We start from the raw sequence: 25,242 nt of genomic DNA, 5'->3' as shown, positions 1-25,242 counted from the left end.
TCTAATTTTTTTGTAGACTCCTCGGCATTCATCTAGGCACATCACTTAATCTTGCTTCGATCTGCTCCCTCTCCCGCGCAAGGAGTTTGAATAGTAAGATACTGTTCTTCGCGGGAAGAGGGTTGGGGAGAGGGAGTTAGACAAATCGATACTGAGACACCATGCAAAAATTTTGCGAAAACAGAGCACTGATACAGAGAAACACCTTTGGTATTACCTTCGAGCCAAACGACTTGGATTTAAATTTAAACGACAAGTTCCAATAGGAATATATAGTGTTGATTTTGTCTGCTTAGAAAAACGCTTAATTATTGAACTTGACGGTAGCCAGCATCTTGATAATCAAAGCTACGATAGAGAATGAACAGCTTGGCTAAATGCTCAAGGGTTCAAAGTACTGCGTTTTGGGAACAATGATGTACTACAACAAACAGCGTCGGTTATTGAGGCCATCTTGTGCACATTAACCGATTCTTGACCATCCCCTCTCCCCAACCCTCTTCCCCCGAAGAACAGTATCTTACTACTCAAATTCCTTGCGCGGGAGAGGGAGCAGATCGAAGCAAGATTAAGTGATGTGCCTAGATGAATGCGGAAGAGCCTACAAAAAAAATTTAGGAACATTACCTATTGCAGGAGAGCAAAATTTTTACCGGACAGTAGTGTGCGTAGGCAGGAATCCATTTACAATGTACGCGGGAAAAACAAATTAAAAAAGGAAAAAATTGAGTAAAACAATCTTCCATGACTTAATTTGAACGATGAACTATTTTGATGGATGGATCCCTGCCTACACAGGGATGACGGGCAACAAATGACATTCTACCTGGTTAAATTTTGTGAGGAACTCTCAGGGACAAGCCGCAGGAAGTAGGAGTGACCTATTACAGATCGATTGGATGCATAAATTAGTAGGCAAAAAAAGAGCTGTTTTGTGTTCAAAAATTACTTTAAATCGAACTGAGTGGAAATTCTTGGTATTTTTCTTAAAATTAAAGTAATCATGCTGAAAGGAGCAGTGCATGGGTATTGAGCCTTATCGCAAAAAAAGAAATTTTAATAAAACTCCCGAGCCCAGAGGCGATGTTTCTCCTGAGGAGAACTATTTATTTGTGATTCAAAAGCATGCTGCCAGCCATCTTCATTATGATTTTCGCCTTGAATTAAATGGGGTTCTATTAAGTTGGGCGGTTCCCAAAGGCCCTTGTTTAGATCCTTCGGTAAAACGTCTTGCAATGCATGTAGAAGACCATCCCATTGATTACGGTTATTTTGAAGGAATAATACCTAAGGGCCAATATGGCGCAGGTAGTGTGATGTTATGGGATAAAGGCATTTGGAAACCTCTTGATACGGATCCTGAAAAAGCTTATAAATCGGGGCACTTACGCTTTGAATTAGAGGCCATCAAGTTAAAAGGACGTTGGGATTTAGTACGTTTTAAAGATGAGAAGCATTGGTTTTTAATCAAATTTAAAGACAAATTTACGCGAAAACTGAAAGAATATGACATCATTGAAGCAGAACCAGATAGTGTACTGACTAATCTCTCCATTGATGAAATAGGGGCGCATTACAGTAGGACGAGTCAGTCTAATAAAAGTGACATAAAAAAAAACTGCATAATCAGCACGAGCCAGAACTTTCTGAGCACTTAAGCACCAGTTCCTTTCCCGATTTTATTGCGCCTCAGCTGGCTACATTAGTTGACCATGCTCCCGAAAGTTCGGATTGGTTGCATGAAATAAAATTTGATGGATATCGAATTATTGCACTAATTCAAAATGAACACATCCGCTTAAAATCACGTAATAATAAAGATTGGACTAATGATTTATTATCTGTGGTAGAGGCACTTAAAAAATTGGCTTTACCTCAAGCCATATTGGATGGAGAAGTTGTTTTACTCGATGAACATGGAAAATCTGATTTTCAATTATTACAAAATACAATTAAATTGAACCCCAATGCTCCATATGTTTATTATCTTTTCGATATTTTATATTACGAGCAATTTGATTTAAGAACCTTACCTTTATTAAAGCGTAAAGCCATTTTAAAAAATATGTTGGAAGGGCAGGATAAAATGCTTCGCTTCAGTGATCATATTATTGGTGAAGGGGAGTTCCTTTTTCATCGTGCTTGCGAACTTGGGCTTGAGGGAATAATTTCCAAACAAATCGATAGTCCCTATATATCTGGACGCTCTAAAAGATGGCTTAAGATCAAGTGCTTAATGCGACAAGAATTTATTATTGGAGGCTACTCATTACCAACCGGCTCACGCAAGTATTTTCGTGCTCTGTATTTAGGCGTTTATAATGAGCAAGGAGAGTTGGATTATACCGGAAATGTAGGAACTGGTTTTACCGAGGCATCACTTAAAGAAGTATTCGCTTTATTGCAAAAAATTCCGGCAAAACAAAAGCCCTTTGATAAGGAAATCCCTGGATCCCAAGGAGTAGTTTGGGTAGAGCCCAAATTGGTTGCAGAAATTGAATTTACTCATTGGACTGAAGGAGGGCATTTACGACATCCGAGTTTCAAAGGACTGTGCCGGGATAAAAAACCGAAAGAGGTTTTTCGTGAGCAAAAGACCGCATTAGAGAATAAAGATAAAAAAATCGAAAAAAGTAAGGCGAAAAATACTAAAGCGATTCATTCCTTTAGCATTAAAATGACTCACCCTGATAAAGTGCTTTATCCTGAAGATGGTATTACCAAAAAAGACTTATTGAATTATTACGAATCTGTTTGTGATTACATAATGCCATTTATAAAAAATAGGCCCTTATCGTTACTTCGTTGTCCTGAAAATTGGCATGATTGTTTTTTTCAACGTCATTACATTGATTCAACACCAAAAGTTTTAAAGGCTGTCTCTATAGAGACTAAAAAAAAGAAAGAGCCTTATATTTATTTAAATACAATAGAAGGGCTTTTCAGTTTAGTACAAATGAATGTTTTGGAAATTCATCCTTGGGGTAGTCAAATTAGTCATATAGAAAAACCGGATTTTATCGTATTTGATTTAGATCCTGGTCCCTCTGTAGCTTGGGAAACAATTGTTAAAGCATCTTTTGAAATCAGAAAACACCTTAATGAATTCAAACTCACTTCTTTTGTTAAAACAACTGGCGGTAAAGGATTGCATGTAGTAGTACCTATCGAACCTGAATATGATTGGAATGAGATAAAAAATTTTACTCAAGTTTTTGCAGAGTTTATGGAGCGAATTAATCCCAACCAATATACGAGTACCATGAATAAAGCCAAGAGAAAAGGTAAAATATTTATTGATTTTTTACGAAATCAACGAGGTGCTACGGCAATTAGCTCTTATTCTACAAGGGCACGTATTCATGCTCCTGTAGCTGTACCTATTCATTGGGATGAATTAAGTAAGGAGAAACGAGATACTGAATTTACGATTAAAACATTATCCAAACGCTTAGACACATTAAAGAGCGACCCGTGGGCGGATTATTGGGAAATAAAACAATCGTTGCGGTTGAATACAATTCTTTAATTTTACCAGGGTCTGTTTACAGACCCTAAGCTAAGTGGTGATTTTATCGCACCCAGGCTACATGTATTTTAAATGATGATTATTGATTGGGATTGCTCCATGTCGACTGTACTAACCGTTCCAATACTTGGGCATCGTGGGGTGCAACTACTTTTTCATCGTTATCTAAATAGCAAAAAATTTTTTTTACGTGTTGCTGCCAGCTGAAAAATTTATGAGCATAGTTTAAAAGCGATTTTTCTTCATAGTGGCCAGAATAAGGTTGGAGATGCGGTCCATGCAATCGTAAGTAGATAAAATCACTGGTTATAATTTCTGGACACTGAAATCCCTTATAATCATAAAAACAAAGTGCAATATTGTTTTTTTTGAGTAAATCATAAACTTCCTGACGCAACCAACTTTTATTTCTAAACTCAAATGTATAATCAAAGGATTCCGGTAATACTTTAATAAATTGTTCCAAACGTTCCAGATTATAAGGCCAATAAGGTGGGAGTTGAAATAAAATAGGCCCTAATTTTTCTTCTAATCCTTCAAGTACTTGCAGCAAATAATTAACACTATCCTGAACATCTTTCAGCATTTTGATATGAGTTAAATAGCGGCTGGCTTTGCACGAAAAAATAAATTTATCTGGAGTCGTCTCTTTCCATTTTGTAATGGATTTTGGGGTAGGTATGCGATAAAAACTGCTGTTAAGCTCTACGGTATTAAAGATGCTCGAATAATAGGTTAGCTCATCTTTTTCTGCAAGAGATTTAGGGTAGAAAACTTCTTTCCAACCTTTATAGACCCATCCTGAGGTACCAATATGAACGAATGGCATGCTAATCCCTGAAAAAACTATTCCTGATAGGAAATCCCTAGCATATTTAGGCCTCGTGCAATGTCATCAGCTACCGTTGGTCTGGATAACAAATATTCCCCAGTATGTTCAGTCAATTCATCCTCGGCGAAATTAAGCGCATCTTCCCATTCTTCTTGAGAGTAATCTCCGCGACCTAAATACATTAATGCGACTAAAGTTGCTTGCTGATCAGGTCGTAAATTATCAATGAATTCTGTAGTCTCTTGATAAACCGGATCATCTTGATGATCAGCTAATACATAGAGCGCATCCATTTCATCTGTAACTTCTGGAAAGCTCACATCTTCTTTGGCTTGAAATTGACGTGCTTTATCAAGAAGATCACGAATTGTTTCTGTATCAAGGCTCAACATATTTATCTCCTTATTTCATATGTTTTCTAATGGACCGCTTTCCAAACGTTACTGAAGAGGCGAATTGCTTCGTCGATGCGGTGTTCAAATCCTCATGTGACTTTGTGCACACTTCAATTTTCCGCTCCGTGTCTCCTCGCACTTCACTCCCCACAGCGAGTTTGGAATGAGGTCAAATAATAATAACTTAAATAAAATATAGTTTATTAATCGCGATCCTCAAGATTATCATTCATGCTGGCAGATGATTTTCAGAATACTGATTCCAATCTGAATTGTTCTATGAGTAGACTTTTTAGAGGTTTTATTGGGAGTTCAAAGGAAAACTATAGAACTCTTGCGAGTTCTATAATTAAGTTGTTTAACTGATTTTTAGGTAAGTCATGCTTTGATCGTCTGCTAACTCCCCTACTAATTCAGAGTCGAAACTTAGGGCTGAATAGGCTTTAGGCTCTATTTGAGTGATTGTTGCTAATACACCATACTGAAATAATTGCATGAGTTGTGTTTTATCTGAAGTATTTGCCAGACTATAAATTTGGGCACGAAGTTGACGCAAACCCTCCCAATCAAAGCGCGGTTTCTCATCAAAATAGTGTTTAAAAAGTTCTAAAGCTTGATTTTGTAGCGTATTAAGTTGTTCGATTAACGGTTTGTATGTGTTGATTTCATTAGTAAAATTTATAGATAAATAAAGCTTAGGATGAAATCCAATCATTGGTTTGATGATATTTTGCTGAAAACGTTCCATCAGCGCAATTTTTTCACTGTCCAACGGCAACAACTTGATTGAGTTATAAACATTTAGAAGCGAGAGAAAGTTAAAGGGTCTTTTTTCAACCAAACGCTGAGATTTACCCTGACAATAAAAAGTTACAGCGTCTTCTAACTGCTGTAGGTTATTAAGAAGAATTAAATTTACCATGTGACACATTTACCTGTTTTATTATTATTGTCTGTTTAGTGTACGTATTTCCTTATTGAAGTCAATGTGAGGTTTTGATGCTCAATAACGAATTATTTGCAGTATGCCGCTCAACTTTTTGATAAAAAAGTAATTTTTTATGCTTTTAAATATAAATAATAATTAAAAATGGAAGGGCTTATTTGATTAATCGTATTCAAAGGCTATAGTTAAGATATTATTTTCACTAAATTTTCCCATATAGTGTTGTTAACTAAGGAGGGTACTAACATGAAAAATCAAGCTTATACTCCTAAAGAGCATCTTGAAGCAGCTGCAAGCGAATTATTAGCAGATGGAAAAAAAAAGGTGAATCATTTGTATGAAGAAGGGGTAAGTAAGGCAAGTGAAGTCGAAGAAAACCTCAAAGAACATTCAGATCGTTTATTGAAAAAAATACAGGATAATCCATTAGCTTCTGTTTTGATCGCAGGAGGAATTGGCTTTTTGTTATCTCGATTAATGAAAAAGTAATGGAAGCCTTAAAACAGTTAGAAGCTCTAATTGCTGCAAAAATATCTGCTATTAAAACAGTTAGCTCTTTAATTCGTCTTGAGGCACGGCTGGCAGGGTTGAGTGTTTTTCCGTTATTACTCAATATAGGTCTGCTGTTGGTCGTGTTACTTACAGTATGGTTATCTGTTATGTTCTTAATCGGTTATTTGGCATACTTGGTTTCAGGGTATTTTGTGCATTTAGTTTCTAATCGTCTTCTGTTATCTATTTCATTTGTTTTACTTCTTAATGTGGGATTCTTACTGGGATTGCTTAAGTATCTATCCTTTAACATAAAGAGTATGAGTTTTCAGAAAACAAGGGCGTTTTTTTCGCAAGAGAGTGAGGAACATGAAAAAATCGAGAAAGCAGATAATCGCACAAATTGAGCTGATGGATAGAACCTTACAATCCCAAAAAAATGAGGTGACTGAACATCAAGAGTACTTTGCACACAGCGGAATAGCTCGCCATCACCTAACAACTCCGATACTCCTTGTTTCTGCTTTTTTTATAGGTTGGAAAGCAGCACGAATACAATGGAGTGGTAAAGTGACGCACCAAGTAGTAGAAATTGGGGCATTAGCTTTGCTTAACTCTGTTAAAAAAACTGTGGTCTCTCTTTTTAAGTAATCAATTAAGGCTTTATAATTCTACGCTCTTGGCCCATATACTTTTATGTATGCTGGGTTTTCATGATAAGACTAAGGTAATCCATTGATAATTCATTAGAAAATTTAAAACCCTTATTGCACCTGGATCGCTCATATCAAAAATAAAATTTTATCGTTCATCCATCATTTTTGTATAATTTTTATACTTGACGAAAAATATAATTTTTCCTAATATTATTTGACCAAAGTAAAGTTTTGTATTATTTTTGATCAGTCCAAGAGCCGTATTTTCTTCGATTTATTTATATAAAAAAATGAATTTAGTAGCTGTATATGTAGCTGTAGCTGTATATGTAGCTGTATATAAAGGACTTTTATTATTAAATATAAGGAGATCATCGTGAATCAGAAAGCTATTAATGATTTAATAGAACGCGCAAAAAAAGACCCTAAATTTTTCCATTCTCTTGTCTTTGAACCCGAAAAGGTATTAGGTTCACTAGATAGTTTGGATAGGCACAGTCGAGGTAGCATCGTATCTTCAAATGTAGAAGCGCTTTTCGCAAATATACTTGGTCTTGAAGGGTGTGGTAACACTTGTTCTACGAGTTGCGATAATACCTGCGGTCAAAGTTGCGGATACACAACGAATATCGCTGCAGCTGAAAAACTAAAAGGCAGCATTTATTTTTCTCATGCTAAAGACGCGCTGGAAGGCTGCGGCAATACGTGCTCAAGCAGTTGCGATAATACGTGCGGCCAAAGCTGCGGATACACCACCAACCTTACTCTTGAAAGAGAGAGAATGACACACGTAGCTGGTGCTGGTACCTGGGAAGGCGGGGGTGCATTAGAAGGTTGTGGTAATACTTGCAGCAGCAGTTGTGATAATACCTGCGGCCAAAGCTGCGGTTACACAACAAGCCTTCAAGGAAAATTTGGAGGAAACGTTCGTTAAAACTGAACGATAAACTCGTTTGGCAAGTCAAGATTTGGCTTGCCAAATTTTTCCTAATTTAGCAATCGAAGTCAAGGAAGATATCATGAACAATGAACAAATTACCAAATTGATTGACCGTGCTAAAAAAGATCCTGAGTTTTTTCATAAGCTGGTGTTTGAACCTGAACAGGCAGTTAAAGAACTTAAGAAAAAAAATCCGTCAGGTAACGAGATAATTCTGCATGCGAATCTTCAGGCTATTGTGCAAGGATTAGTTGGTAACATTCCGTTGACAAGAGCAGATAGTAACAAAACTCCTTATTTAGATTGTCCGCAAACTTGTGGAGAAACCTGTGCAGAAAATACGTGTGGCCCCACGTGTAGTGTCACGAAAAATGCTAAAGAAAGAAGGCACGTTGCTGCGCTGGAATCAGCGAGATTTGGTGGTGGCTATTTAATATGTGACGAAAATGTAACGTGTTGTTGTACTACTGGAACTTGTGGTAGCACGTGTGGTGGCAGTACGTGTGATGTAACGTGTTCTGGTGATAGTTGTGGTTCTACCTGTGGAGATAGCTGTGGTTACACCTCCCATCTTCAAATGCGGTAAACAAAACTTACAAATCCGTTAGGGAACAATTATGGCATATATTGAGCAAGTTAAGGATCATAATAATGCTTTAAATAACAGTGCAAAAGAGGTTGATTATGCAAGTTATCTACGCTCTTTTGCACTGGAAGCCGAATTACGTGGTCCTTGGGCATCCGTTGGCAAAACAGATCGAATACAGGGATGGAAATTACATATCTCCACGATACCCGGAGAGGCAATTCAATTATTAAACTGTATTATTCCTTGCCTTTTAAGGCATAAAGTACCTTGTTTTAAAATTGCAAGGGATACCATGACTTTAGGCTATCTCAATGAAGGGGAGCTGGGGAGGACTCAAATAGGTAAATTTATGACGATTTACCCAAAGGATGATAAGCATGCTGTACAATTAGCCCAAGAACTTGTTCAATTAACTCAAGGTATGCTGGGTCCGCGCATTATCTCAGACATGCGTTTAGGTGATATCGTTTACACACGATATGGCGGTTTTAATCCAATTATTAAACGAGATCGCTTAGGCTTAATGCGACTTATGATTTATGCCCCCGATCAATCACTAAGAATCGATGAATACCAAGTTCCATTCAAATGTCCTGACGGTGTAGAGAACCCATTTAAAGATTGGCGTCTTGAATTAACACAGAATGATGATTTGCCTGAATCGGTGCACATTGTCGATGGAAAACCAACTAAATTATTTGGTCCTGGTTATTTAATTTTGGACGTCCTACGCGATCAACCCAAGGGAGGGGTTTATAAAGTATTGGATTTACGTTGCCAAGATTCTGTTGGCTTAAAAGTGCTTAAACAGGGCAAGCAATTTTGTATGACAGACCATTACAATAGAGATATGCGCACCCGGTTACAACGGCAGGCTGAACTGCACGCTAATCTTAGCCAACATCTTCCTATCCCTTCGGCTGATGCATACTTTGAAGTCGAAGGAGATGGTTATTTACCACTGGAGTGGGTTGAAGGGAAGAGCATTGAAACATTTGCCGTGCAAACTTTAGAAGGGTCTACCTTTGGCACTCTCCCGCTCAATAAGCAAATGTTATTACTCAATTGGTGCCAAAAGCTTATAGGTGTTGTAAGTCAGCTGCATAAGAAAGGCTATGTGCATCGCGACTTAACCGCATCCAATATTTGGCTTGCGGAGAATGGCGAGCTTTATTTGCTTGATTTAGAACTCTGTCATGCTTTAGATGATCTGTCTCCCGCTTTTGGACTTGGTACTGCTGGGTTTATGTCACCACAACAGGCAAATCGAGAGCCTCCGGCGATCGCTGATGATTTATATGCTATTGGATGCCTGTTGTTGTTAGTCTTAACGGGTATCGATCCGCGCCGCATTGTCCGGAATAATGATGATAATTTGCTCGCTTGTTTACAGGAAATAACCCAAGGCGCTCCGTTGCCATTACTGAAAATTATAATAGATTGTATTAGTAGTGACCCAGCAATACGTCCTTCACTCGAAGTGATTTCATCGGTGCTCACCCAGTCAATTTCAGATTTAAAGCCAAAACCTGCAACAAAAAAAAATCCGAAGGAACCATTCTTAACTCAAGAAGAAATACACAATACATTAGTAGAGGGTACTCGAGGTTTATTACAATCTGGTGCCATTCAATCTGAAGAAGGTCTTTGGTTATCAGTATCCATAGAAAATGGGGCGCAACATCAAATAAAACACCGCTATAGTCAGCAATATGAATTTCGACGAAGTGCAAATCGCGGTGTGGCTGGAGTTGTTTATGCCCTTAGCCGCTTAGCTCACTTTGGATTTTTACCTCAAGAAGGGAAGTTACGAATTCAACAAGCTATAAATTGGTTAATTTCAGACCAATATACCGTTGATGGCGAACTACCTGGATTACACTTTGGTGCTGCCGGTGTCGGTGTTGCTTTGACTGAGGCGATATCAACGGGTATTCAGAATTCCGATGAATCGTTAATTAAAGTGATTCATACCTGTTTGAATAAAACTGTGGATTGGCCTGATGTTACTCATGGTGCTGCTGGTCAGGGAATAGCGGCAATGTATTGTTTCGATCATTTGGGCATACCGTCCTTCCAAGAAAATGTAGCGCAATGTGTTGATTATTTAATTGCAAATCAGCTCGCTGATGGTTCCTGGATTATGCCAGAAGGAGTCCCTGGAATGTCAGGAGAAATTTTATCTGGTTTTGCTCATGGTGTTGCAGGTATTGCTTATTTTTTAACTGAATTTTCTGCGCGAGAAAATGATAATGCAGCGTGGACAAGTGCTCTACGCGCAATAGATTGGTTACAGAAACAGGCGATTCATCAACAAATAGGCGAAGACTCTCTCCTAATGTGGACTTACAGTACAAAAAATCCTGCTAAGTGGCGTTGGTGGTGTCATGGTGGCCCGGGCATTGCATTGACCTTTTTACGACTCCATGAATTGACAGGTGAAAAAGAGTATGCGGATTTAGTTCGTCACACATTAAAAATTCATCCTGTCAATTTGCGCTATCCTAACCTCAGTCAATGTCATGGGTTAAGTGGATTAGGAGATATTTATTTGGAAGCGTTTCGTATATTAGGGGATGAGGAATGGCTCGAGAGAGCGGCATTTTTAGCGAAATTTCTGTATGCAATGAGACAAACAACAGAAACAGGGGCATATTATTGGCTAACTGAAGATCCTCATGTTGCCACAGCGGATTTGATGGTTGGAAGTTCTGGAATTCTGCACTTTTTCTTACGGTTACTCCACCAAGGCAAACAAATAGGAGTACCATTATTGCTGAATCCAGTAAATAAATAAGGAGATTAATGATGGACAACCCGCAGTTTGGTGAATTTTGTTGGAACGAACTGGCTACCCCTAATGTCATCGCTGCAAAAGAGTTTTATAGGCATGTATTGGGTTGGCAATATACCGAAGAAGCAGTAGGCGATATGATTTACACTCTATTTAGAACAAGTACGGGTGATAATTCAATCGGTGGGATTTTGGAAATACCCAAAGAGAAACACGATAAAATCCCGCCTCATTGGATGGGGTATATTTTAGTAGAAAGCATAGAGGACACTTTAGCCAAAGCAATCAAGCATGGTGCAACGGTAAAAGTCCCTGTGACTAAAGCGGGAGATTTTGGTCTTTTTGCAGTGGTTGTTGATCCAACGGGTGCTCATATCGCGTTTTGGGAGTCGAAAAAAAGTTAAAATGTTTCACGACGGATGTTGTCATTCCTTCTGCGCAACAATGCTACACAGTATTGTAGCCTGGGTGCAGCGCAGCGAAACCCGGGTTACGGCTTCGCCTGCACCCAGGCTACGGTACTTCATGACTACTCGAGTCTGCTTCCATTGCTCACCAAATAGAACGATCGGAGATAGAGTATCCTCCATCAATTGGGATAATTGCTCCAGTTATGAAGTCTGAGCCACTTGAGGAGAGAAAAACAGCTAAAGGGCCAATATCTTGAGGTTGACCCCATCTGCCCAGCGGTGTTTTCTTTCTGATTTCCTCACCTCTGTTTGTTTGTGGTAAGGAGCCGTTAATTGCTGTTTCAAACCAACCTGGCAAAATAGCATTGACTTGTATGTTCCAGGGGCCAAGCTCTAATGCAAGCGAACGCGTTAAACCTAATACTCCTGTTTTTGTGGTGGCATATCCAATGGAGTTAGGGTGGCCAAACAGAGAATACATAGAGCCTACGTTGATAATTTTACCATGTTGTTGGATTTTCATGAGACGAACTGCACTTTGTGAGCAGAGGAAAACCGAGGTAAGATTGGTGTTTATGAGATATTCCCAGTGTTCAAGCGACAGATCTAAAAGGTGCTGATCTTCGTAGATACCCGCATTGTTAATCAATACATCCAGTTTTCCAAATTCGTCGGATATTTTTTTAAAACCCTCATGAATACTTTCTTCACAGCTTACATCCATCGTAAGTGGAATGAGATCATGTGTTTTGGCTTGTTTTAGCTTTTCCTGATCTCGACCGCAAACAATGACTTGTGCGCCAGCTTTTCGTAAGGCGAGTGCCATGGCAAGACCTAGTCCGCCATTTCCACCTGTGATTAAGGCAACACAATGATGCAAATTATTTTTTGAGTTCATAATGATGGTGCACCTTTTTGATGGCAATCAAGAATTCATCCAGATCTTCTTTGTTCAATGTGGGTGAAAGCGCAATGTCAATATAAGATTGAATGTTTCTAAAACTGTCAGGATAAAGATTTGGAATTTCGTGTTTTGCTAGATCCTTAAATAAATAGGTCCAATCCCAAAATCTTCGAACATTGATTTTAGTGAGGTCTCCAAGAGCTTTTGTATCTATCCCTTCTGCAGTAAGCGCGTCAGCAAACCAGCAACAGTCTTCAATTGAGCCATCCAATTCCAAAAGTAAATTATCACCAAGCGGTAATGCAGCTTCATTCCAGGTACCACGTGGTCTTAAGTATTTTAAGTTTCTAATGTTTTGAATGACATAAGTATAATTTTGTGAGAGCAAATTGAGTCGCTTATTGAGTTTTTTTAATTGAGATAATCCAAGCGCGCCACGGATTTCGTCTAAACGAAAATTAAATATGGGTAGAGCCGTACAATCAATGGGGCAATGTTGATTCAAAAAATGCTTTTCATAAAGACGTTCATAGGCTCCAGATAAAATAACACATTTTAGATAGAGATCTTTGTTGTTGGTTAGGATGAATCCTCCTTCTCCAGTATTTAATGATTTATCCGATTGGGTACTAAATGCCCCCGCTAGACCGAATGTACCTAAATATTTATTCTTTAACTTACACCCAAGGCTGGGAACGGCATCTTCAATAACAGGTACGCCATGCTGATCAGCAAGCTCCAGAATTTGCGGAAGCGGAGCAGGAAAGCCTCTCATATGGACTACTACCAATGCTTTCATGTGAGCAATTTTTTTATCAAGATCGGCTAAATCAATATGAAGATTATGATCTACTTCGATAAGGAGTGGCTTTAATCGTGCTTGGATAATTGCACTGGGTGTTGCTGTAAATGAATATGCGGGACATCCAACTAATGAATCATCAGGTAGCTCAAGAGCCATAAGGGGTAGTGAAATTGCTGCAGTACCTGAGCTTACAGCAAGCGCATATTCAGAATTAAAGTAATCCTTGAGTCCTTCTTCAAATTGGCCTACTTTTGTATCCTTGATTTCCCGGTTGTCATAGCGAAATAACCGCTTGCTTTTAATCACATCCAGAATGAGATTCGTATCCTCATCATCGATGATAACATTTCCCTTGTCATAGGTTGGCCAAGGTTTTGTGCGAACTGGTGAACCGCCAAATAATGCCAATTCATTAAGGGAATGGTGTTCTCTTTTTATACTACTCATACTACCTATCTCCATGTACCACTTAGGATTGTAGTTTTTTAATTTGACTTTTTTTTACCAAGCCACAAACGAAAGCGAGCTAAAGTTTTATTCCCCATAAATAACCTGATTGTTGCAAGTACAATAAAACCCCTTAAGAATTGCAACTTAGACCCTTTTCTAATCCAAAAATCACATTCTTCTCCTTTTGTAAGTACAAATAACTTTTCATAAAAAATAATTTTGGGAAAAGGGAGAGAAAAAAAATTGTTAATATTTTTTCCATGGGTACCAAAAATAATGGGGCCCGTGGGCAAACGAAGTACATCAAGAAATAAGATAAAATAAAGAAATACTACCCAAGAGGCATGTTGTGAGGTTTTTTCAATCCAAAGACAGGTGATTTCATGAGGTTTCTTTTGATCAAAGCTATAGTCACTATAGAGCTCCTGCAATTGAGATGGATTCAATGGGAGAAAGGTTCGATAGTTAGGACCTGAGTTGATACAAAAACCTGCCAGCATATTTTCCTCTGAGTCTCTAAAAAAAATACGGACCTTGGAGCTTTTAAAGTATTCCAGGTCAGAGCGATTATGCGCCAGGGATGAGTAATGGGTTCCATAGATTTTAAGTAAACCATCATTTTTAATTATTTTTGTTTTAATCATCATCCAGGCTCTAAAAAAACTATATTTTCAATTATAGAACATATTGTATTATTTTTTATCTATGCGGTGTGAATAAGACGTGGATACCATGAATCAAATACAGTTAAGAGAACCATTTGAATTTTTATACGTGTTATTGCGCTCATTGAGGTGATAAGATTTTTTATTATCCAAGAAAATTGCTTAGGGCCTGTTTACATTTCTACTATCTTGGTCCAAATGACCTGATTTTCTGTGCTTCGATGCTCGAAAATCAGGTCATTTGGGCTCAATCTAGCGAAATGTAAACAGCCCCTAATCCATGCGTTATTAATTAATTTTTTCGAATTCACATGTATTGGAAGAGACCAGCAAATAATCCATTAAAAAATTAGGTATACGTTGCTCCAACCAATAGTGCTTTTTATCTGCAATAAATCCTACATGACCACCATGTGGGCTTAATTCCAAAAGAATATCTGAAGATAATTCACCAGGAGCAGGGAGAATCTCAGGTGTCATAAAAGGATCATCCAAAGCATGAATAATTAAAGTAGGTGTAGTAATTTGAGAGAGATACTGTCTGGAACTGGATTTTTGATAATACTCATCTGCATTAGTAAATCCATGTAAGGGAGCAGTTATTTGTTCGTCAAATTCGTATAGGCTTTTTATGGAAAACAGCTTCTGTTTTGAAAGAGGTAGTTGGCAATTTATAACATCCAGTTTTTGTAAAAAGACAGTGCGTAATTTTTCTAACAAATGTGCCTGATACACACGAGAAAATCCTTTATTTATCTTTTGAACTACATTTTTCAATTGGAATGGCACAGAAACTGCAACGGCTGCGTCAATTAAAGATTGAGTGCTTTCTTCCCCTAGCCATTTGAGAAGTATATTACCACCTAATGAAATACCCACCACCGCCTTTTTGGTTCTGGGTTCTCTCAATTTCAGTACATTGAGAAAATGAGCCAAATCACTGGTATCTCCTCCATGATAAGAGCGTGGAAGACGATTCGGCTCACCGCTTGCGCCACGAAGATTCATTAAAACAGCTCGATAACCTGATTTATTGAATGCATTGAACAAAGTGGAAACATATGCCGAATTGATATTACCACCTAATCCATGAACTAGAATAATTAAAGGGGCATCAGTTCCTAATCTATTAACTTTCCAGACCAGATCAATAAAATCGCCATCAGGAAGCTCAAGCCGCTCATAAGAATCAACAGAGACATTCTCTCGATGAGTCAATGTCCGATACAGAGTTTGCCCATGCGTGTTGGTAAGCCACCAAGCAGGTTTAAATTCACTATGAATGATCATACTCTGTCCTATTGAATTGAGATTTATTTAATCTTTTTAGTGTTAGTTTAATCTATAAGTATAAAATAAGACTAAAAGAAAAGAAATGAGATTGAAGAGTTGTAGTTTAAATTCGTTTATCGTTGCTAAAGCGTTCATCTGCATTTAAATTATCTAGGATAAGTATTTCTATTCGTAGGGGGGGTGATGCAAGTAAAGGCAGCAGTAGCATACGAGGTTGGGAAACCGCTGGTAATTGAAACGGCTGAGTTGGAAGGGCCAAAAAAGGGAGAAGTACTCGTTGAAATTAAGGCTACAGGGGTTTGCCATACTGATGCATTTACATTATCTGGCGATGATCCTGAAGGGCTTTTTCCAGTTATTTTAGGGCATGAAGGTGCTGGCGTTATTGTAGATATTGGCCCAGAAGTAACTTCCCTAAAGCCTGGGAATCATGTAATTCCCTTGTATACCCCTGAATGCCGTCAATGTGACTATTGTCTTTCCCAAAAAACCAACCTTTGTCAGGCAATTCGCACGACACAAGGTCAGGGGGTCATGCCTGATGGAACAAGTCGTTTCAGTCTTAATGGAAAAAAAATCTTTCATTATATGGGGACATCAACTTTTGCTAATTATATTGTGTTACCTGAAATTGCTGTTGCGAAAATTCGTGAAGATGCCTCCTTTGAAAAAGTATGTTATATCGGCTGTGGGGTAACTACAGGAGTAGGTGCCCTAATTAATACTGCAAAAGTGACTCCAGGATCTCGTGTTGTTGTTTTTGGTTTGGGCGGCGTTGGACTTAATGTGGTTCAAGCAGCTCGTATGGTTGGGGCAGAGCAGATCGTCGGTATCGATATTAAACCCGAGCGTCGAGCATTGGCTCAAAAAATGGGAATGACTGATTTTGTTAATCCTATGGAAATTAATAATGATTTAGTGGCTTACCTTATTGAACTGACTAAGGGAGGCGCTGATTACAGTTTTGAATGTGTCGGTGATGTAAACCTGATGCGTCAGGCACTGGAGTGTTGCCATAAAGGTTGGGGTGTTTGTACCATAATTGGGGTTGCAGGATCAGGGCAGGAGATTTCTACCAGACCATTCCAATTGGTTACGGGCAGAGTGTGGAAAGGATCGGCTTTTGGTGGGATGCGTGGACGCACTGATGTCCCTAAAATTGTTGATTGGTATATGGATGGGAAAATCAATATTGATGATTTAATTACACATGTTCTTCCTTTTGAGCAGATTAATCAGGCTTTTGATTTAATGCATCAGGGACAGTCAATTCGGACGGTGCTTACTTTTTAAAGCGTTAAGGAATAAATTAAATGGCAACCATTGAACTTATTGAAGAGCATTTATGTTTTGGTGGTACGCAACGGGTATATTCCCACCAATCGGAGGTAACTCATTGTACGATGCGTTTTGGTCTTTTTTTGCCGCCACAAGCGCAGAAGCAAAGTGTCCCTGTAGTGTACTGGCTTTCAGGATTAACGTGTACTGAACAGAATTTTATTACTAAAGCGGGGGCTCAACGTATTGCTGCTCATTTAGGCTTGGCTCTTGTTGTACCCGATACAAGTCCTCGAGAGATTAATTTGCCAGGGGATAATGAAAGTTATGATTTTGGTGTTGGTGCCGGATTTTATGTGGATTCTACACAATCACCTTGGTCAAAATATTACAATATGTCAACTTATGTATATGAAGAGTTGCCGAATGTGCTTCAGCAAAATGTTCCACTCAATCACCATGCTTGTGGTATCTTTGGTCATTCTATGGGAGGACATGGCGCACTTATTTTGGCTTTGAAATATCCGAAACAGTATCGTTCAGTTTCTGCCTTTGCTCCAATTTGTGCGCCGTCTCAATGTCAATGGGGACAAAAGGCGTTCACAGGCTATCTGGGAACAGATAAAAAAAACTGGAAGGAGTACGATGCCTGTGAGCTCATTGCAGAAAGAGGATGGCCGCATCAGCCTATTTTGATTGATCAGGGTGTTCAGGACCCTTATTTAAAAGAGCAACTTAAGCCAGAGTTATTTCAGGCAGCATGTGGGAAAGCTCAAGTTGCACTGAATCTGCGTATGCATGAGGGCTATGATCATAGTTATTATTTCATCGCAAGTTTTATCGAGGATCATTTAAATTTTCATGCATCAATACTCTATGGTAATCATTAATAAAAATTGACCCGTCAAATTTCTATAATTAGAGTATAAAAATTACTAGGAAGTACTCAAAAATCAGACCATTTTGACTCAAGCTAGCGAACTGTAAACAGGCGCTAACTCCATTAATTTACGGCCAGGCCCATTTTATTTGAAAAAAATGAAACAATCTGTATCCTATATACTCGTAAATGAAGTATTCTTTTGCCAAGTAATTTGCTTTATTTTTCTTTGGATTTTTTTGTTATGAAAAAAGTATTATGTTTAAGCGCGTTGATGATGGTATTGAATCATTCGAGTTTTGCCTATCCAATGCCAAATTCTTTTCCACCTTTTCAGATTGCCGGAAACTTGTATTATGTGGGTACTGATGATCTCGCAAATTATTTGATTGTCACACCTAAAGGAAACATTTTGATCAATAGTGACCTTGAGGCAAATGTTCCTATGATTAAAGCCAGTATAGAGAAACTTGGCTTTAAATTCAGCGATACAAAAATTTTGCTGATCAGCCATGCTCATTTTGATCATGCCGCAGGTAGCGAATTGATTAAGCAGCAAACCAATGCAAAATATATGGTTATGGATGAAGATGTACCTTTGGTTTTATCTGGTGGTAAATCCGATTTTCATTATGCAAATGACCCCACTACTTATTTTACTCAAAGCACGGTGGATAAGGTGCTTCACGACGGGGATAAGGTGGAATTAGGAGGAACTGTATTAACTGCTCATGTGACTCCCGGACATACTAAAGGTTGTACTACTTGGACAATAAAACTAAAAGATCACGGTAAGCACTATCAGGCGGTAATTGTAGGAAGCATTGGCGTCAATCCTGGTTATAAATTGGTTGATAATATAACCTATCCTAATATTGCTCAGGATTATAAGCATTCCATGAAGGTACTCGAATCGTTGCGCTGTGATATTTTTCTGGGGGCTCATGCCGGAATGTTTGATCTCAAAAACAAATACTTATCATTGCAAAAGGGCAGGAAGAATCCTTTTATTGATCCGGATGGTTGCAAAAAATATATTGAACAAAAGGCTCAGGATTTTTACGCGGAGCTTAAAAAGCAGGAACGCGTTAACCAATCTGCATAACAACTGAGCTCGCAAAAACCCGGGTTACGGCTTACGCCTTCACCCAGGCTACGATAAAACCATTATTTCTTATGTTCTCTGTAATTGTAGCCTGGGTGCAGCGAAGCGAAACTCGGGTTGGGTTTCAACTTCAAAATGAACTAAGTTCTCGATTCTTACAAAAACAATCGACTAAATGATCATCGACCATTCCAACTGCTTGCATGTAAGCATACATGATCGTTGACCCGACAAAACTCATCCCTCTTTTTTTTAAATCTTTGGATAAAACATCTGATTCGGGGGTGCTGGCCGGTACCTCTTGAAGATTTTTAGGATAATTTATTTTAGGATTCCCATTTACAAATCGCCAAACATAGTTGTCGAAGGAGCCGAATTCCTCAACAATTTTCAAGAACACGAGTGCATTCTTGCGCGCTGAAAAAATTTTAAGGCGATTACGAATAATGCTTGGATCAGTAAGTAAGGTATGTAATTCCTCATCCGTCATTTTTGCTACGGCATTGGGATCAAATTGTTTGAATGCCTTACGATATGCTTCGCGGCGTTTAAGTATTGTTTCCCAGCTCAATCCTGCTTGCGCTCCTTCAAGCAAAAGCATTTCAAAGTGTTTCTGATCATGATGCACAGGGATACCCCATTCCATGTCATGGTACTGTTCATAATAAGGCTTATCAGTTCCAACCCAAGTGCAACGTTTCATGATGGGCAATGTCTCCTATAAAGTTGTATTTAGCTTGAACTTATTAGGATGAGTTGACAATTCGTCTTGCTGCCTACGTTTCGCGATTTGTTCGCGGAATCCAGGATCGATCTGCTTAATACAGGCATTTTTAATCTTATTCTCCATGTCTGGATCCCGCGAACAAGTCGCGAAACGTAGGCTAGGGTGAATTTGTCAACACACCTTAATTTATGAATTGAGTTTTGATCATAACGTTTTTAAGGTGTAATGACTATTTTAATTAGTCTTCTCAGCCTGCTGTTTTTCCTGAGAACAGTGCTTCATCTTGTATTTGTTCAGGAATGGCTTAAAATTCACTACATACGATCATATTATATTTTGTTTAGAGAGCTTCATGTCCGATTTTTATCAGGATTTTAATACACGACGAACCTTCGCAATTATTTCTCACCCTGATGCGGGTAAGACAACAGTAACTGAGAAATTACTTTTGTTTGGAGGCGCAATTCAATTAGCTGGAACTGTTAAAGGACGTAAAGCCGATCGGCATGCGACTTCTGACTGGATGGAAATGGAAAAAGAGCGTGGTATTTCTATTACTACTTCTGTTATGCAGTTTGTACATAATCAGCATGTCATGAATTTACTGGATACTCCAGGGCATGAGGACTTTTCTGAAGATACGTACCGTACGTTGACTGCAGTAGATTCAGCATTAATGGTTATTGACGTAGCCAAAGGGGTCGAGGAACGAACCGTTAAATTAATGGAAGTATGTCGTTTGCGTGATACGCCAATCATGACCTTTATTAATAAACTGGATCGTGAAGGTCGCGATCCTATTGATTTACTCGATGAGGTTGAATCAGTTTTAGGTATTCAATGTGCGCCAATTACTTGGCCTGTAGGCATGGGAAAACGTTTTAAAGGCATTTACCATCGTTATGAGGATATCGTTTATTTATATCAACCCGGAAAAAATGCGCAAAAACAAGATGCGATGCAAATTAAAGGATTAGATAATCCACAATTGGATGAAATATTAGGTGATGGTGCTGAGGAATTACGTGAAGAAATTGAACTGGTCAAAGGCGCTTCCCATGAGTTCAATTTGGAGGACTATTTAGCGGGTAAAATGACACCCGTTTATTTTGGGTCTGCAATTAATAATTTTGGGATCAAAGAGTTATTGGATGATTATGTTCGTTATGCCCCAGGTCCTCAACCTCGTGCAACTCAAGAGCGGGCTGTAGCACCTAATGAAGATACTTTTAGCGGATTTGTGTTCAAAATCCAGGCTAATATGGATCCGAAACATAGGGACAGAATCGCTTTTTTACGTATTTGTTCTGGATTTTATAGAAAAGGGATGAAAATCAATCACTTACGTATTGGTAAAGAAGTGCAAATTTCTAATGCTTTAACCTTTATGGCTGGTGACCGCTCACACACAGAAGTTGCTTTGCCTGGAGATATTATTGGTTTACATAATCATGGAACAATTCGCATCGGCGATACCTTTACTCAAGGTGAGCAATTGAAATTCACCGGCATTCCCAATTTTGCTCCCGAACTGTTTCGGTTGGTGCGTTTAAGGGATCCGTTAAAGAGTAAGGCCTTATTAAAAGGTTTAATTGAATTATCTGAGGAAGGTGCAACCCAGGTATTTAGACCGTTAAATAGCAATCAATTAATCTTGGGAGCAGTTGGAGTGCTGCAGTTTGATGTGGTTGCTCATCGTTTGAAACATGAATATAAGGTAGATTGTATTTATGAAACAGTGAATGTAGCATGTGCTCGGTGGGTTTATTCTGACGATGATAAGGCAATGAGTGAATTTCGGACAAAAGCGCATGATTATCTGGCGCTGGATGGAAGTGATGCTTTAATGTATCTTGCTCCGACTCGGGTTAATTTAACAATGGCTGAAGAACGATATCCCAAAATTCAGTTTCATGCGACGAGGGAACACTAGAGAGACCCGCTTCATGCCCCCTATGACCGGAAAGCCATATTTGGCTCAAGATGAGCTCAAATCTGACTTTCCACCAAGGTTCAAAAAAACTTCTGAACAGTTACTCTGCTTCGCCGAACTCAGGATATAATTAGAGTGTTCTTTATAAATGAATTTCTGGGTACATTAAGCAGCAGAGCACGTCGCTTTTACTGTATGCGGGCCCAAGTTAGTGATTTCAACTTTTGCGCCCGAGTCTGCATTTATCTTCAAATTCTCACCTGGGTGGACAGTGATTCGTAAAGACTCTCCTACTGACAAGTCGATACCATTAACTTTTCCTTTTTTAGCTAATGCTACAACCAAAAAATCATCCCCCTCATCTTGTGAGTCGATTTTGCAATTGGCTTCTACAGGCCAAAACAGGTAATTAAGAAATATTTGAGGATCATTACTAGGTAATTCATATTCAACTGTGACTCCTCGTTGGAGCAAATGGCTTTCCGTAGAATATGCACTGGTACTTAAAGAGGTGGCAAAATACAACAAGCAAAGTCCAAATTTTCGTAACATTAAATAACTCCATAATGATATTAACTGGACTAAGATACATTTATTTTGTATGTATGGCAAATAAATATTCATGCTTTGAGGAGCAGAATTGTGACCTGGGTGGGATATAGAAAAACCAGGGGAAGCCCCCCAGTTTTTGTACTGTTTCTTCGGATTTACAATGCTTCCAAAGCCTTGGCAATGGATTCGGTCATTACTTTTGCATCGCCAAACAGCATGTAGGTATTGTCATGATAAAACAGATCATTTTCCACGCCCGCATAGCCGGGTGCCATGCTTCGTTTAACAAACAATACATTTTTTGCTTTTTCTACTTCCAAAACGGGCATACCATAAATTGGTGAGCCAGGATCAGTTTTTGCTGCAGGATTGGTTATATCGTTTGCCCCAATTACATAAGCCACATCGCAGCTTGTAAAATCACGGTTAATTTCACTTTGCTCAAAAACTCTATCATATGGAATATTCGCTTCGGCAAGCAACACATTCATATGGCCTGGCATCCGACCGGCAACAGGATGAATTGCAAAGCGAACTTTGATGTTGCGATGTTCTAAAGCATCAACTAATTCTTTGACTGCATGTTGCGCATGCGCGACCGCCATCCCATATCCAGGAACAATGATTACATCTTTAGCATTATTCAACAGGAATGCCGCGTCTTCACCGTTACCTTGTCGTACGGTCCGTGATTCATCTGCTGCATTCGTGTGTGAATTAGCTGCTGATGACTGGATGCCGCCAAAAATTACATTAAAAATGGAACGATTCATTCCCACACACATGATGTAACTTAGAATGGCTCCACTAGCACCTACTAAAGCCCCGGTAATAACAAGTAAATGGTTGCTGAGTGTGAATCCAATACCTGCTGCTGCCCATCCTGAGTAGGAGTTAAGCATCGATATGACTACTGGCATGTCCGCACCACCAATAGGGATAATGAGCAATATACCAATTAAAAAAGATAAGCCAGCCATGACACTAAAAAGCGTCAGTGTTTGGTTAATAAAAAACAAGGTCAATAAAACGAGGATGGCTAACGCGGTAATCAGATTAATTAGGTTATGACCTATGAGCTTAATCGGTTTACCCGACATAATTCCTTGTAATTTGAGGAAGGCGATGACTGAGCCAGAAAAAGTGATGGCACCTATAATTAAACCGAGACTCATTTCGATAAGGCTCGCTTTAGCAATTGCGCCTGGGACACCAATATGAAACGAAGCTGGAGCTAAGAAAGCACAGAAAGCAACTAAAACTGCTGCCATCCCCACTAATGAGTGGAATGCCGCGACGAGTTGAGGGATAGCAGTCATATTAATTTTGAAGGCAATATAAGTTCCAATTATGCCTCCTGCAATCATTAAGCTAATGAGTAAAGGTTGATGATATGTTGTTGGCATCATTAAGGTCGAGCCTACTGCAAGGATCATACCGGCAATACCCAAAAGGTTTCCTCTCCTTGCAGATGCAGGGCTGGCTAAACCTTTGAGCGCCAATATAAAACACACAGCAGATAATAGATAAAATAAAGGAACTAGGGCTGTCATAAGAAATTATCCTTAATTTTCGTAACTATTTTTTATACATACGTAACATACGTTGAGTTACAACAAATCCACCAAAAATATTAATCGACGTAATAAATATTGCTAAACCACCTATCCAGGTGATTTTTCCTGTGAACTGGCTTCCTGCAGCTATAAGTGCCCCTAAAACAATAATACTGGATATTGCGTTGGTGACTGACATTAATGGAGTATGTAGTGCTGGGGTAACCTTCCACACGACATAATATCCCACAAAGCAGGCCAAAACAAAAATAGTGAGTATGGTAATGTAGGGATTACCTAGAGTGTTAATCTCATGCACTTTGTGTCTCCTTTGTTGCCTGAAACGGTAGATATTGATTTTGATGACACAGCACCGCTTGCTGAATGATTTCATCACTGGGGTTTAATGTGATTTCTGGAGGTTGGGGTGCTAGCAAATTAATAAGATGTACTAGATTATTAGCATACAGTTCACTTGCAGTAGCTGGAACCAGCCCCGCCATATTACTTAAACCGATAACCGTCACTTCTCCATGTTTTATGGTTTTATTAAGTATGCTGACTTCGCAATTTCCCCCGCGGGAAGTCGCAAGATCAACGACAACTGATCCGGGTTTCATTTGGTCTACGGTTTTTTTATACACTAAAACAGGTGCTTTTCTACCTGGAATTAATGCTGTTGAAATGACAATGTCTGCTAATTTAGCGTATTGATCTATAAGTTCTGCTTGAAGTTTTTTATATTCTTCACTCATTTCCGAAGCGTAACCACCTTTAGTTTCGCTGTCTTGATCCTGACTCACTTCAATAAATTCTGCGCCTAAACTTTCAACTTGTTCTTTCGCTGCCCGTCGTACGTCGAATGCATAAACTACCGCCCCTAAACGTTTGGCTGTTGCTATGGCTTGCAAACCAGCAACTCCTGCACCAAGAACAAGCACCTTAGCTGGCTGAATCATTCCTGCTGCCGTCATCATCATCGGAATGGCTCGTTGGAATTGAGAGCATGCCTCTAGAACAGCCCTATAACCCGCCAAGTTTGCCTGTGAAGATAGGCTATCCATGCTTTGAGCACGGCTGATGCGGGGTATAAGGTTCATTGAGAGCAGTGTAATTTGTTTTTCTTTGCACCAAGTGATGAGTTTACTTTCTGGATCATTATCTATGTGGCCTATGACCAGGGCGCCCTGGGATAAGCCTTCTAGATCTTTGGGATCAGGTTCATTAATACAAAAAAGAAGATTAGCTTTTCTCAGGATACTTTTTTTATCATGAATAGAAACACCGACTTCTTCGTAATTTTGATCTTTGAAACCTGCAGCAAGGCCGGCATCTTTTTCTATGGCAACTTCAAACCCTGATTTTATAAAGTGCTTTGCTGAGTTTGGAGTAATGGCTACTCGGGTTTCATTGTCTGGTGCCAGTAACGTTGCAATCATCATGGGTAAATCCTTTTCACCTAAATATTCATTATCCTATTGTAATTTAGATTGATTTTCCAGACTAAGGAT

General features: G+C 39.0%; 26 protein-coding genes and 1 pseudogene. 14 read left to right on the top strand and 13 right to left on the bottom strand.

Going from position 1 to position 25,242, the window contains the following annotated elements; genetic code table 11:
- Positions 1 to 148: 148 nt before the first annotated feature.
- From Lani_RS20065 to ligD, 3 genes and pseudogenes are all read left to right on the top strand, one after another.
- Positions 149 to 478: pseudogene (locus tag Lani_RS20065) on the top strand (endonuclease domain-containing protein).
- 544 nt (positions 479 to 1,022) lie between these two features.
- Positions 1,023 to 1,658, top strand: a complete 636-nt coding sequence (locus tag Lani_RS20625; protein WP_019234359.1) for a DNA polymerase ligase N-terminal domain-containing protein — start codon at positions 1,023 to 1,025, stop codon at positions 1,656 to 1,658.
- A 77-nt stretch (positions 1,659 to 1,735) separates the two neighbouring features.
- The gene (ligD, locus tag Lani_RS18790) at positions 1,736 to 3,529 is read left to right on the top strand and encodes a DNA ligase D (protein WP_019234360.1); all 1,794 of its coding nucleotides are present in this window, start codon (positions 1,736 to 1,738) and stop codon (positions 3,527 to 3,529) included.
- Positions 3,530 to 3,608: 79 nt separating this feature from the next.
- Here ligD and Lani_RS18785 read toward each other — a convergent pair whose 3' ends face one another.
- From Lani_RS18785 to Lani_RS18775, 3 genes are all read right to left on the bottom strand, one after another.
- Positions 3,609 to 4,358, bottom strand: coding sequence for a DUF72 domain-containing protein (locus tag Lani_RS18785; RefSeq protein WP_019234361.1), 750 nt, complete (start codon positions 4,356 to 4,358; stop codon positions 3,609 to 3,611).
- 17 nt (positions 4,359 to 4,375) lie between these two features.
- Positions 4,376 to 4,753: a DUF3775 domain-containing protein gene (locus Lani_RS18780; RefSeq protein ID WP_019234362.1), complete on the bottom strand. Its 378-nt coding sequence runs from the start codon at positions 4,751 to 4,753 to the stop codon at positions 4,376 to 4,378.
- Positions 4,754 to 5,114: 361 nt separating this feature from the next.
- Complete coding sequence (locus Lani_RS18775; RefSeq protein ID WP_019234363.1) at positions 5,115 to 5,678, bottom strand: hypothetical protein; 564 nt, start codon at positions 5,676 to 5,678, stop codon at positions 5,115 to 5,117.
- Positions 5,679 to 5,948: 270 nt separating this feature from the next.
- Between Lani_RS18775 and Lani_RS18770 the strand changes: the two genes are divergently transcribed.
- From Lani_RS18770 to Lani_RS18740, 7 genes are all read left to right on the top strand, one after another.
- The gene (locus Lani_RS18770; RefSeq protein WP_019234364.1) at positions 5,949 to 6,191 is read left to right on the top strand and encodes a DUF883 C-terminal domain-containing protein; all 243 of its coding nucleotides are present in this window, start codon (positions 5,949 to 5,951) and stop codon (positions 6,189 to 6,191) included.
- On the top strand, positions 6,191 to 6,601 hold the full coding sequence (locus Lani_RS18765; protein WP_019234365.1) for a hypothetical protein: 411 nt from the start codon (positions 6,191 to 6,193) through the stop codon (positions 6,599 to 6,601). The genes Lani_RS18770 and Lani_RS18765 overlap by 1 nt, the downstream gene beginning before the upstream one ends.
- The gene (locus Lani_RS18760) at positions 6,564 to 6,845 is read left to right on the top strand and encodes a hypothetical protein (RefSeq protein ID WP_019234366.1); all 282 of its coding nucleotides are present in this window, start codon (positions 6,564 to 6,566) and stop codon (positions 6,843 to 6,845) included. Before Lani_RS18765 ends, Lani_RS18760 begins: the two co-directional genes overlap by 38 nt.
- A 381-nt stretch (positions 6,846 to 7,226) precedes the next feature.
- A complete protein-coding gene (locus Lani_RS18755) occupies positions 7,227 to 7,784 on the top strand; it encodes a hypothetical protein (protein WP_019234367.1) in 558 nt (185 codons plus the stop codon).
- Between the two features lie 85 nt (positions 7,785 to 7,869).
- On the top strand, positions 7,870 to 8,376 hold the full coding sequence (locus tag Lani_RS18750) for a hypothetical protein (protein ID WP_040522923.1): 507 nt from the start codon (positions 7,870 to 7,872) through the stop codon (positions 8,374 to 8,376).
- A 31-nt stretch (positions 8,377 to 8,407) separates the two neighbouring features.
- Positions 8,408 to 11,176 carry a class III lanthionine synthetase LanKC N-terminal domain-containing protein gene (locus Lani_RS18745; RefSeq protein WP_019234369.1) on the top strand — a complete coding sequence of 923 codons (2,769 nt, stop codon included), beginning with the start codon at positions 8,408 to 8,410 and terminating at the stop codon, positions 11,174 to 11,176.
- Between the two features lie 11 nt (positions 11,177 to 11,187).
- Entirely contained in the window at positions 11,188 to 11,577 is a 390-nt protein-coding gene (locus Lani_RS18740; RefSeq protein WP_019234370.1) for a VOC family protein, read from the top strand.
- 148 nt (positions 11,578 to 11,725) lie between these two features.
- Here the strand turns inward: Lani_RS18740 and Lani_RS18735 are convergent, their stop codons facing one another.
- The 4 genes from Lani_RS18735 to Lani_RS18720 all read right to left on the bottom strand — a co-directional run bounded on the left by Lani_RS18735 (position 11,726) and on the right by Lani_RS18720 (position 15,697).
- The gene (locus Lani_RS18735) at positions 11,726 to 12,481 is read right to left on the bottom strand and encodes an SDR family NAD(P)-dependent oxidoreductase (RefSeq protein ID WP_019234371.1); all 756 of its coding nucleotides are present in this window, start codon (positions 12,479 to 12,481) and stop codon (positions 11,726 to 11,728) included.
- The gene (locus Lani_RS18730) at positions 12,465 to 13,739 is read right to left on the bottom strand and encodes a DegT/DnrJ/EryC1/StrS family aminotransferase (protein ID WP_019234372.1); all 1,275 of its coding nucleotides are present in this window, start codon (positions 13,737 to 13,739) and stop codon (positions 12,465 to 12,467) included. The genes Lani_RS18735 and Lani_RS18730 overlap by 17 nt, the downstream gene beginning before the upstream one ends.
- Positions 13,740 to 13,777: 38 nt before the next feature.
- Positions 13,778 to 14,389: a hypothetical protein gene (locus Lani_RS18725; RefSeq protein WP_019234373.1), complete on the bottom strand. Its 612-nt coding sequence runs from the start codon at positions 14,387 to 14,389 to the stop codon at positions 13,778 to 13,780.
- Positions 14,390 to 14,695: 306 nt separating this feature from the next.
- Positions 14,696 to 15,697: a hydrolase gene (locus Lani_RS18720; protein WP_019234374.1), complete on the bottom strand. Its 1,002-nt coding sequence runs from the start codon at positions 15,695 to 15,697 to the stop codon at positions 14,696 to 14,698.
- 186 nt (positions 15,698 to 15,883) lie between these two features.
- On the opposite strand from Lani_RS18720, the gene Lani_RS18715 reads away from it, so the two are divergent.
- The 3 genes from Lani_RS18715 to blaFEZ all read left to right on the top strand — a co-directional run bounded on the left by Lani_RS18715 (position 15,884) and on the right by blaFEZ (position 18,963).
- Positions 15,884 to 16,993, top strand: a complete 1,110-nt coding sequence (locus Lani_RS18715; protein WP_019234375.1) for an S-(hydroxymethyl)glutathione dehydrogenase/class III alcohol dehydrogenase — start codon at positions 15,884 to 15,886, stop codon at positions 16,991 to 16,993.
- Positions 16,994 to 17,013: 20 nt separating this feature from the next.
- Entirely contained in the window at positions 17,014 to 17,868 is an 855-nt protein-coding gene (gene fghA, locus Lani_RS18710) for an S-formylglutathione hydrolase (RefSeq protein WP_019234376.1), read from the top strand.
- Between the two features lie 234 nt (positions 17,869 to 18,102).
- Entirely contained in the window at positions 18,103 to 18,963 is an 861-nt protein-coding gene (gene blaFEZ / locus Lani_RS18705) for an FEZ family subclass B3 metallo-beta-lactamase (protein WP_040522927.1), read from the top strand.
- A gap of 130 nt (positions 18,964 to 19,093) precedes the next feature.
- Here blaFEZ and Lani_RS18700 read toward each other — a convergent pair whose 3' ends face one another.
- Positions 19,094 to 19,666: a DNA-3-methyladenine glycosylase I gene (locus Lani_RS18700; RefSeq protein ID WP_019234378.1), complete on the bottom strand. Its 573-nt coding sequence runs from the start codon at positions 19,664 to 19,666 to the stop codon at positions 19,094 to 19,096.
- Positions 19,667 to 19,681: 15 nt separating this feature from the next.
- Positions 19,682 to 19,813 carry a hypothetical protein gene (locus Lani_RS21080; RefSeq protein ID WP_019234379.1) on the bottom strand — a complete coding sequence of 44 codons (132 nt, stop codon included), beginning with the start codon at positions 19,811 to 19,813 and terminating at the stop codon, positions 19,682 to 19,684.
- Positions 19,814 to 20,042: 229 nt separating this feature from the next.
- Here Lani_RS21080 and Lani_RS18695 point away from each other — a divergent pair, with 229 nt between their 5' ends.
- A complete protein-coding gene (locus Lani_RS18695; protein WP_019234380.1) occupies positions 20,043 to 21,623 on the top strand; it encodes a peptide chain release factor 3 in 1,581 nt (526 codons plus the stop codon).
- Positions 21,624 to 21,788: 165 nt separating this feature from the next.
- Here Lani_RS18695 and Lani_RS18690 read toward each other — a convergent pair whose 3' ends face one another.
- From Lani_RS18690 to Lani_RS18675, 4 genes are all read right to left on the bottom strand, one after another.
- On the bottom strand, positions 21,789 to 22,175 hold the full coding sequence (locus Lani_RS18690) for a hypothetical protein (RefSeq protein WP_019234381.1): 387 nt from the start codon (positions 22,173 to 22,175) through the stop codon (positions 21,789 to 21,791).
- Between the two features lie 155 nt (positions 22,176 to 22,330).
- Positions 22,331 to 23,728 (bottom strand): NAD(P)(+) transhydrogenase (Re/Si-specific) subunit beta, encoded by a 1,398-nt coding sequence (locus tag Lani_RS18685; protein WP_019234382.1) that lies wholly within the window; start codon positions 23,726 to 23,728, stop codon positions 22,331 to 22,333.
- 25 nt (positions 23,729 to 23,753) lie between these two features.
- Entirely contained in the window at positions 23,754 to 24,050 is a 297-nt protein-coding gene (locus tag Lani_RS18680; RefSeq protein ID WP_019234383.1) for a proton-translocating transhydrogenase family protein, read from the bottom strand.
- The gene (locus Lani_RS18675) at positions 24,043 to 25,173 is read right to left on the bottom strand and encodes a Re/Si-specific NAD(P)(+) transhydrogenase subunit alpha (protein ID WP_019234384.1); all 1,131 of its coding nucleotides are present in this window, start codon (positions 25,171 to 25,173) and stop codon (positions 24,043 to 24,045) included. Before Lani_RS18675 ends, Lani_RS18680 begins: the two co-directional genes overlap by 8 nt.
- Positions 25,174 to 25,242: the final 69 nt, after the last annotated feature.

The sequence above is a fragment of the Legionella anisa genome, from assembly GCF_001467525.1.
Lineage (GTDB): Bacteria > Pseudomonadota > Gammaproteobacteria > Legionellales > Legionellaceae > Legionella > Legionella anisa.
This window is presented reverse-complemented; position numbering and strand designations above follow the sequence as displayed.

Excerpts from the sequence above, each read along its gene's own strand:
- Lani_RS20625 (WP_019234359.1), top strand. The coding sequence starts at position 1,023 with ATGGGTATTGAGCCTTATCGCAAAAAAAGAAATTTTAATAAAACTCCC.
- Lani_RS18785 (WP_019234361.1), bottom strand. The coding sequence starts at position 4,358 with ATGCCATTCGTTCATATTGGTACCTCAGGATGGGTCTATAAAGGTTGG.
- Lani_RS18780 (WP_019234362.1), bottom strand. The coding sequence starts at position 4,753 with ATGTTGAGCCTTGATACAGAAACAATTCGTGATCTTCTTGATAAAGCA.
- Lani_RS18775 (WP_019234363.1), bottom strand. The coding sequence starts at position 5,678 with ATGGTAAATTTAATTCTTCTTAATAACCTACAGCAGTTAGAAGACGCT.
- Lani_RS18770 (WP_019234364.1), top strand. The coding sequence starts at position 5,949 with ATGAAAAATCAAGCTTATACTCCTAAAGAGCATCTTGAAGCAGCTGCA.
- Lani_RS18765 (WP_019234365.1), top strand. The coding sequence starts at position 6,191 with ATGGAAGCCTTAAAACAGTTAGAAGCTCTAATTGCTGCAAAAATATCT.
- Lani_RS18760 (WP_019234366.1), top strand. The coding sequence starts at position 6,564 with ATGAAAAAATCGAGAAAGCAGATAATCGCACAAATTGAGCTGATGGAT.
- Lani_RS18750 (WP_040522923.1), top strand. The coding sequence starts at position 7,870 with ATGAACAATGAACAAATTACCAAATTGATTGACCGTGCTAAAAAAGAT.
- Lani_RS18745 (WP_019234369.1), top strand. The coding sequence starts at position 8,408 with ATGGCATATATTGAGCAAGTTAAGGATCATAATAATGCTTTAAATAAC.
- Lani_RS18740 (WP_019234370.1), top strand. The coding sequence starts at position 11,188 with ATGGACAACCCGCAGTTTGGTGAATTTTGTTGGAACGAACTGGCTACC.
- Lani_RS18735 (WP_019234371.1), bottom strand. The coding sequence starts at position 12,481 with ATGAACTCAAAAAATAATTTGCATCATTGTGTTGCCTTAATCACAGGT.
- Lani_RS18730 (WP_019234372.1), bottom strand. The coding sequence starts at position 13,739 with ATGAGTAGTATAAAAAGAGAACACCATTCCCTTAATGAATTGGCATTA.
- Lani_RS18725 (WP_019234373.1), bottom strand. The coding sequence starts at position 14,389 with ATGATGATTAAAACAAAAATAATTAAAAATGATGGTTTACTTAAAATC.
- Lani_RS18720 (WP_019234374.1), bottom strand. The coding sequence starts at position 15,697 with ATGATCATTCATAGTGAATTTAAACCTGCTTGGTGGCTTACCAACACG.
- Lani_RS18715 (WP_019234375.1), top strand. The coding sequence starts at position 15,884 with ATGCAAGTAAAGGCAGCAGTAGCATACGAGGTTGGGAAACCGCTGGTA.
- fghA (WP_019234376.1), top strand. The coding sequence starts at position 17,014 with ATGGCAACCATTGAACTTATTGAAGAGCATTTATGTTTTGGTGGTACG.
- blaFEZ (WP_040522927.1), top strand. The coding sequence starts at position 18,103 with ATGAAAAAAGTATTATGTTTAAGCGCGTTGATGATGGTATTGAATCAT.
- Lani_RS18700 (WP_019234378.1), bottom strand. The coding sequence starts at position 19,666 with ATGAAACGTTGCACTTGGGTTGGAACTGATAAGCCTTATTATGAACAG.
- Lani_RS21080 (WP_019234379.1), bottom strand. The coding sequence starts at position 19,813 with ATGGAGAATAAGATTAAAAATGCCTGTATTAAGCAGATCGATCCTGGA.
- Lani_RS18695 (WP_019234380.1), top strand. The coding sequence starts at position 20,043 with ATGTCCGATTTTTATCAGGATTTTAATACACGACGAACCTTCGCAATT.
- Lani_RS18690 (WP_019234381.1), bottom strand. The coding sequence starts at position 22,175 with ATGTTACGAAAATTTGGACTTTGCTTGTTGTATTTTGCCACCTCTTTA.
- Lani_RS18685 (WP_019234382.1), bottom strand. The coding sequence starts at position 23,728 with ATGACAGCCCTAGTTCCTTTATTTTATCTATTATCTGCTGTGTGTTTT.
- Lani_RS18675 (WP_019234384.1), bottom strand. The coding sequence starts at position 25,173 with ATGATGATTGCAACGTTACTGGCACCAGACAATGAAACCCGAGTAGCC.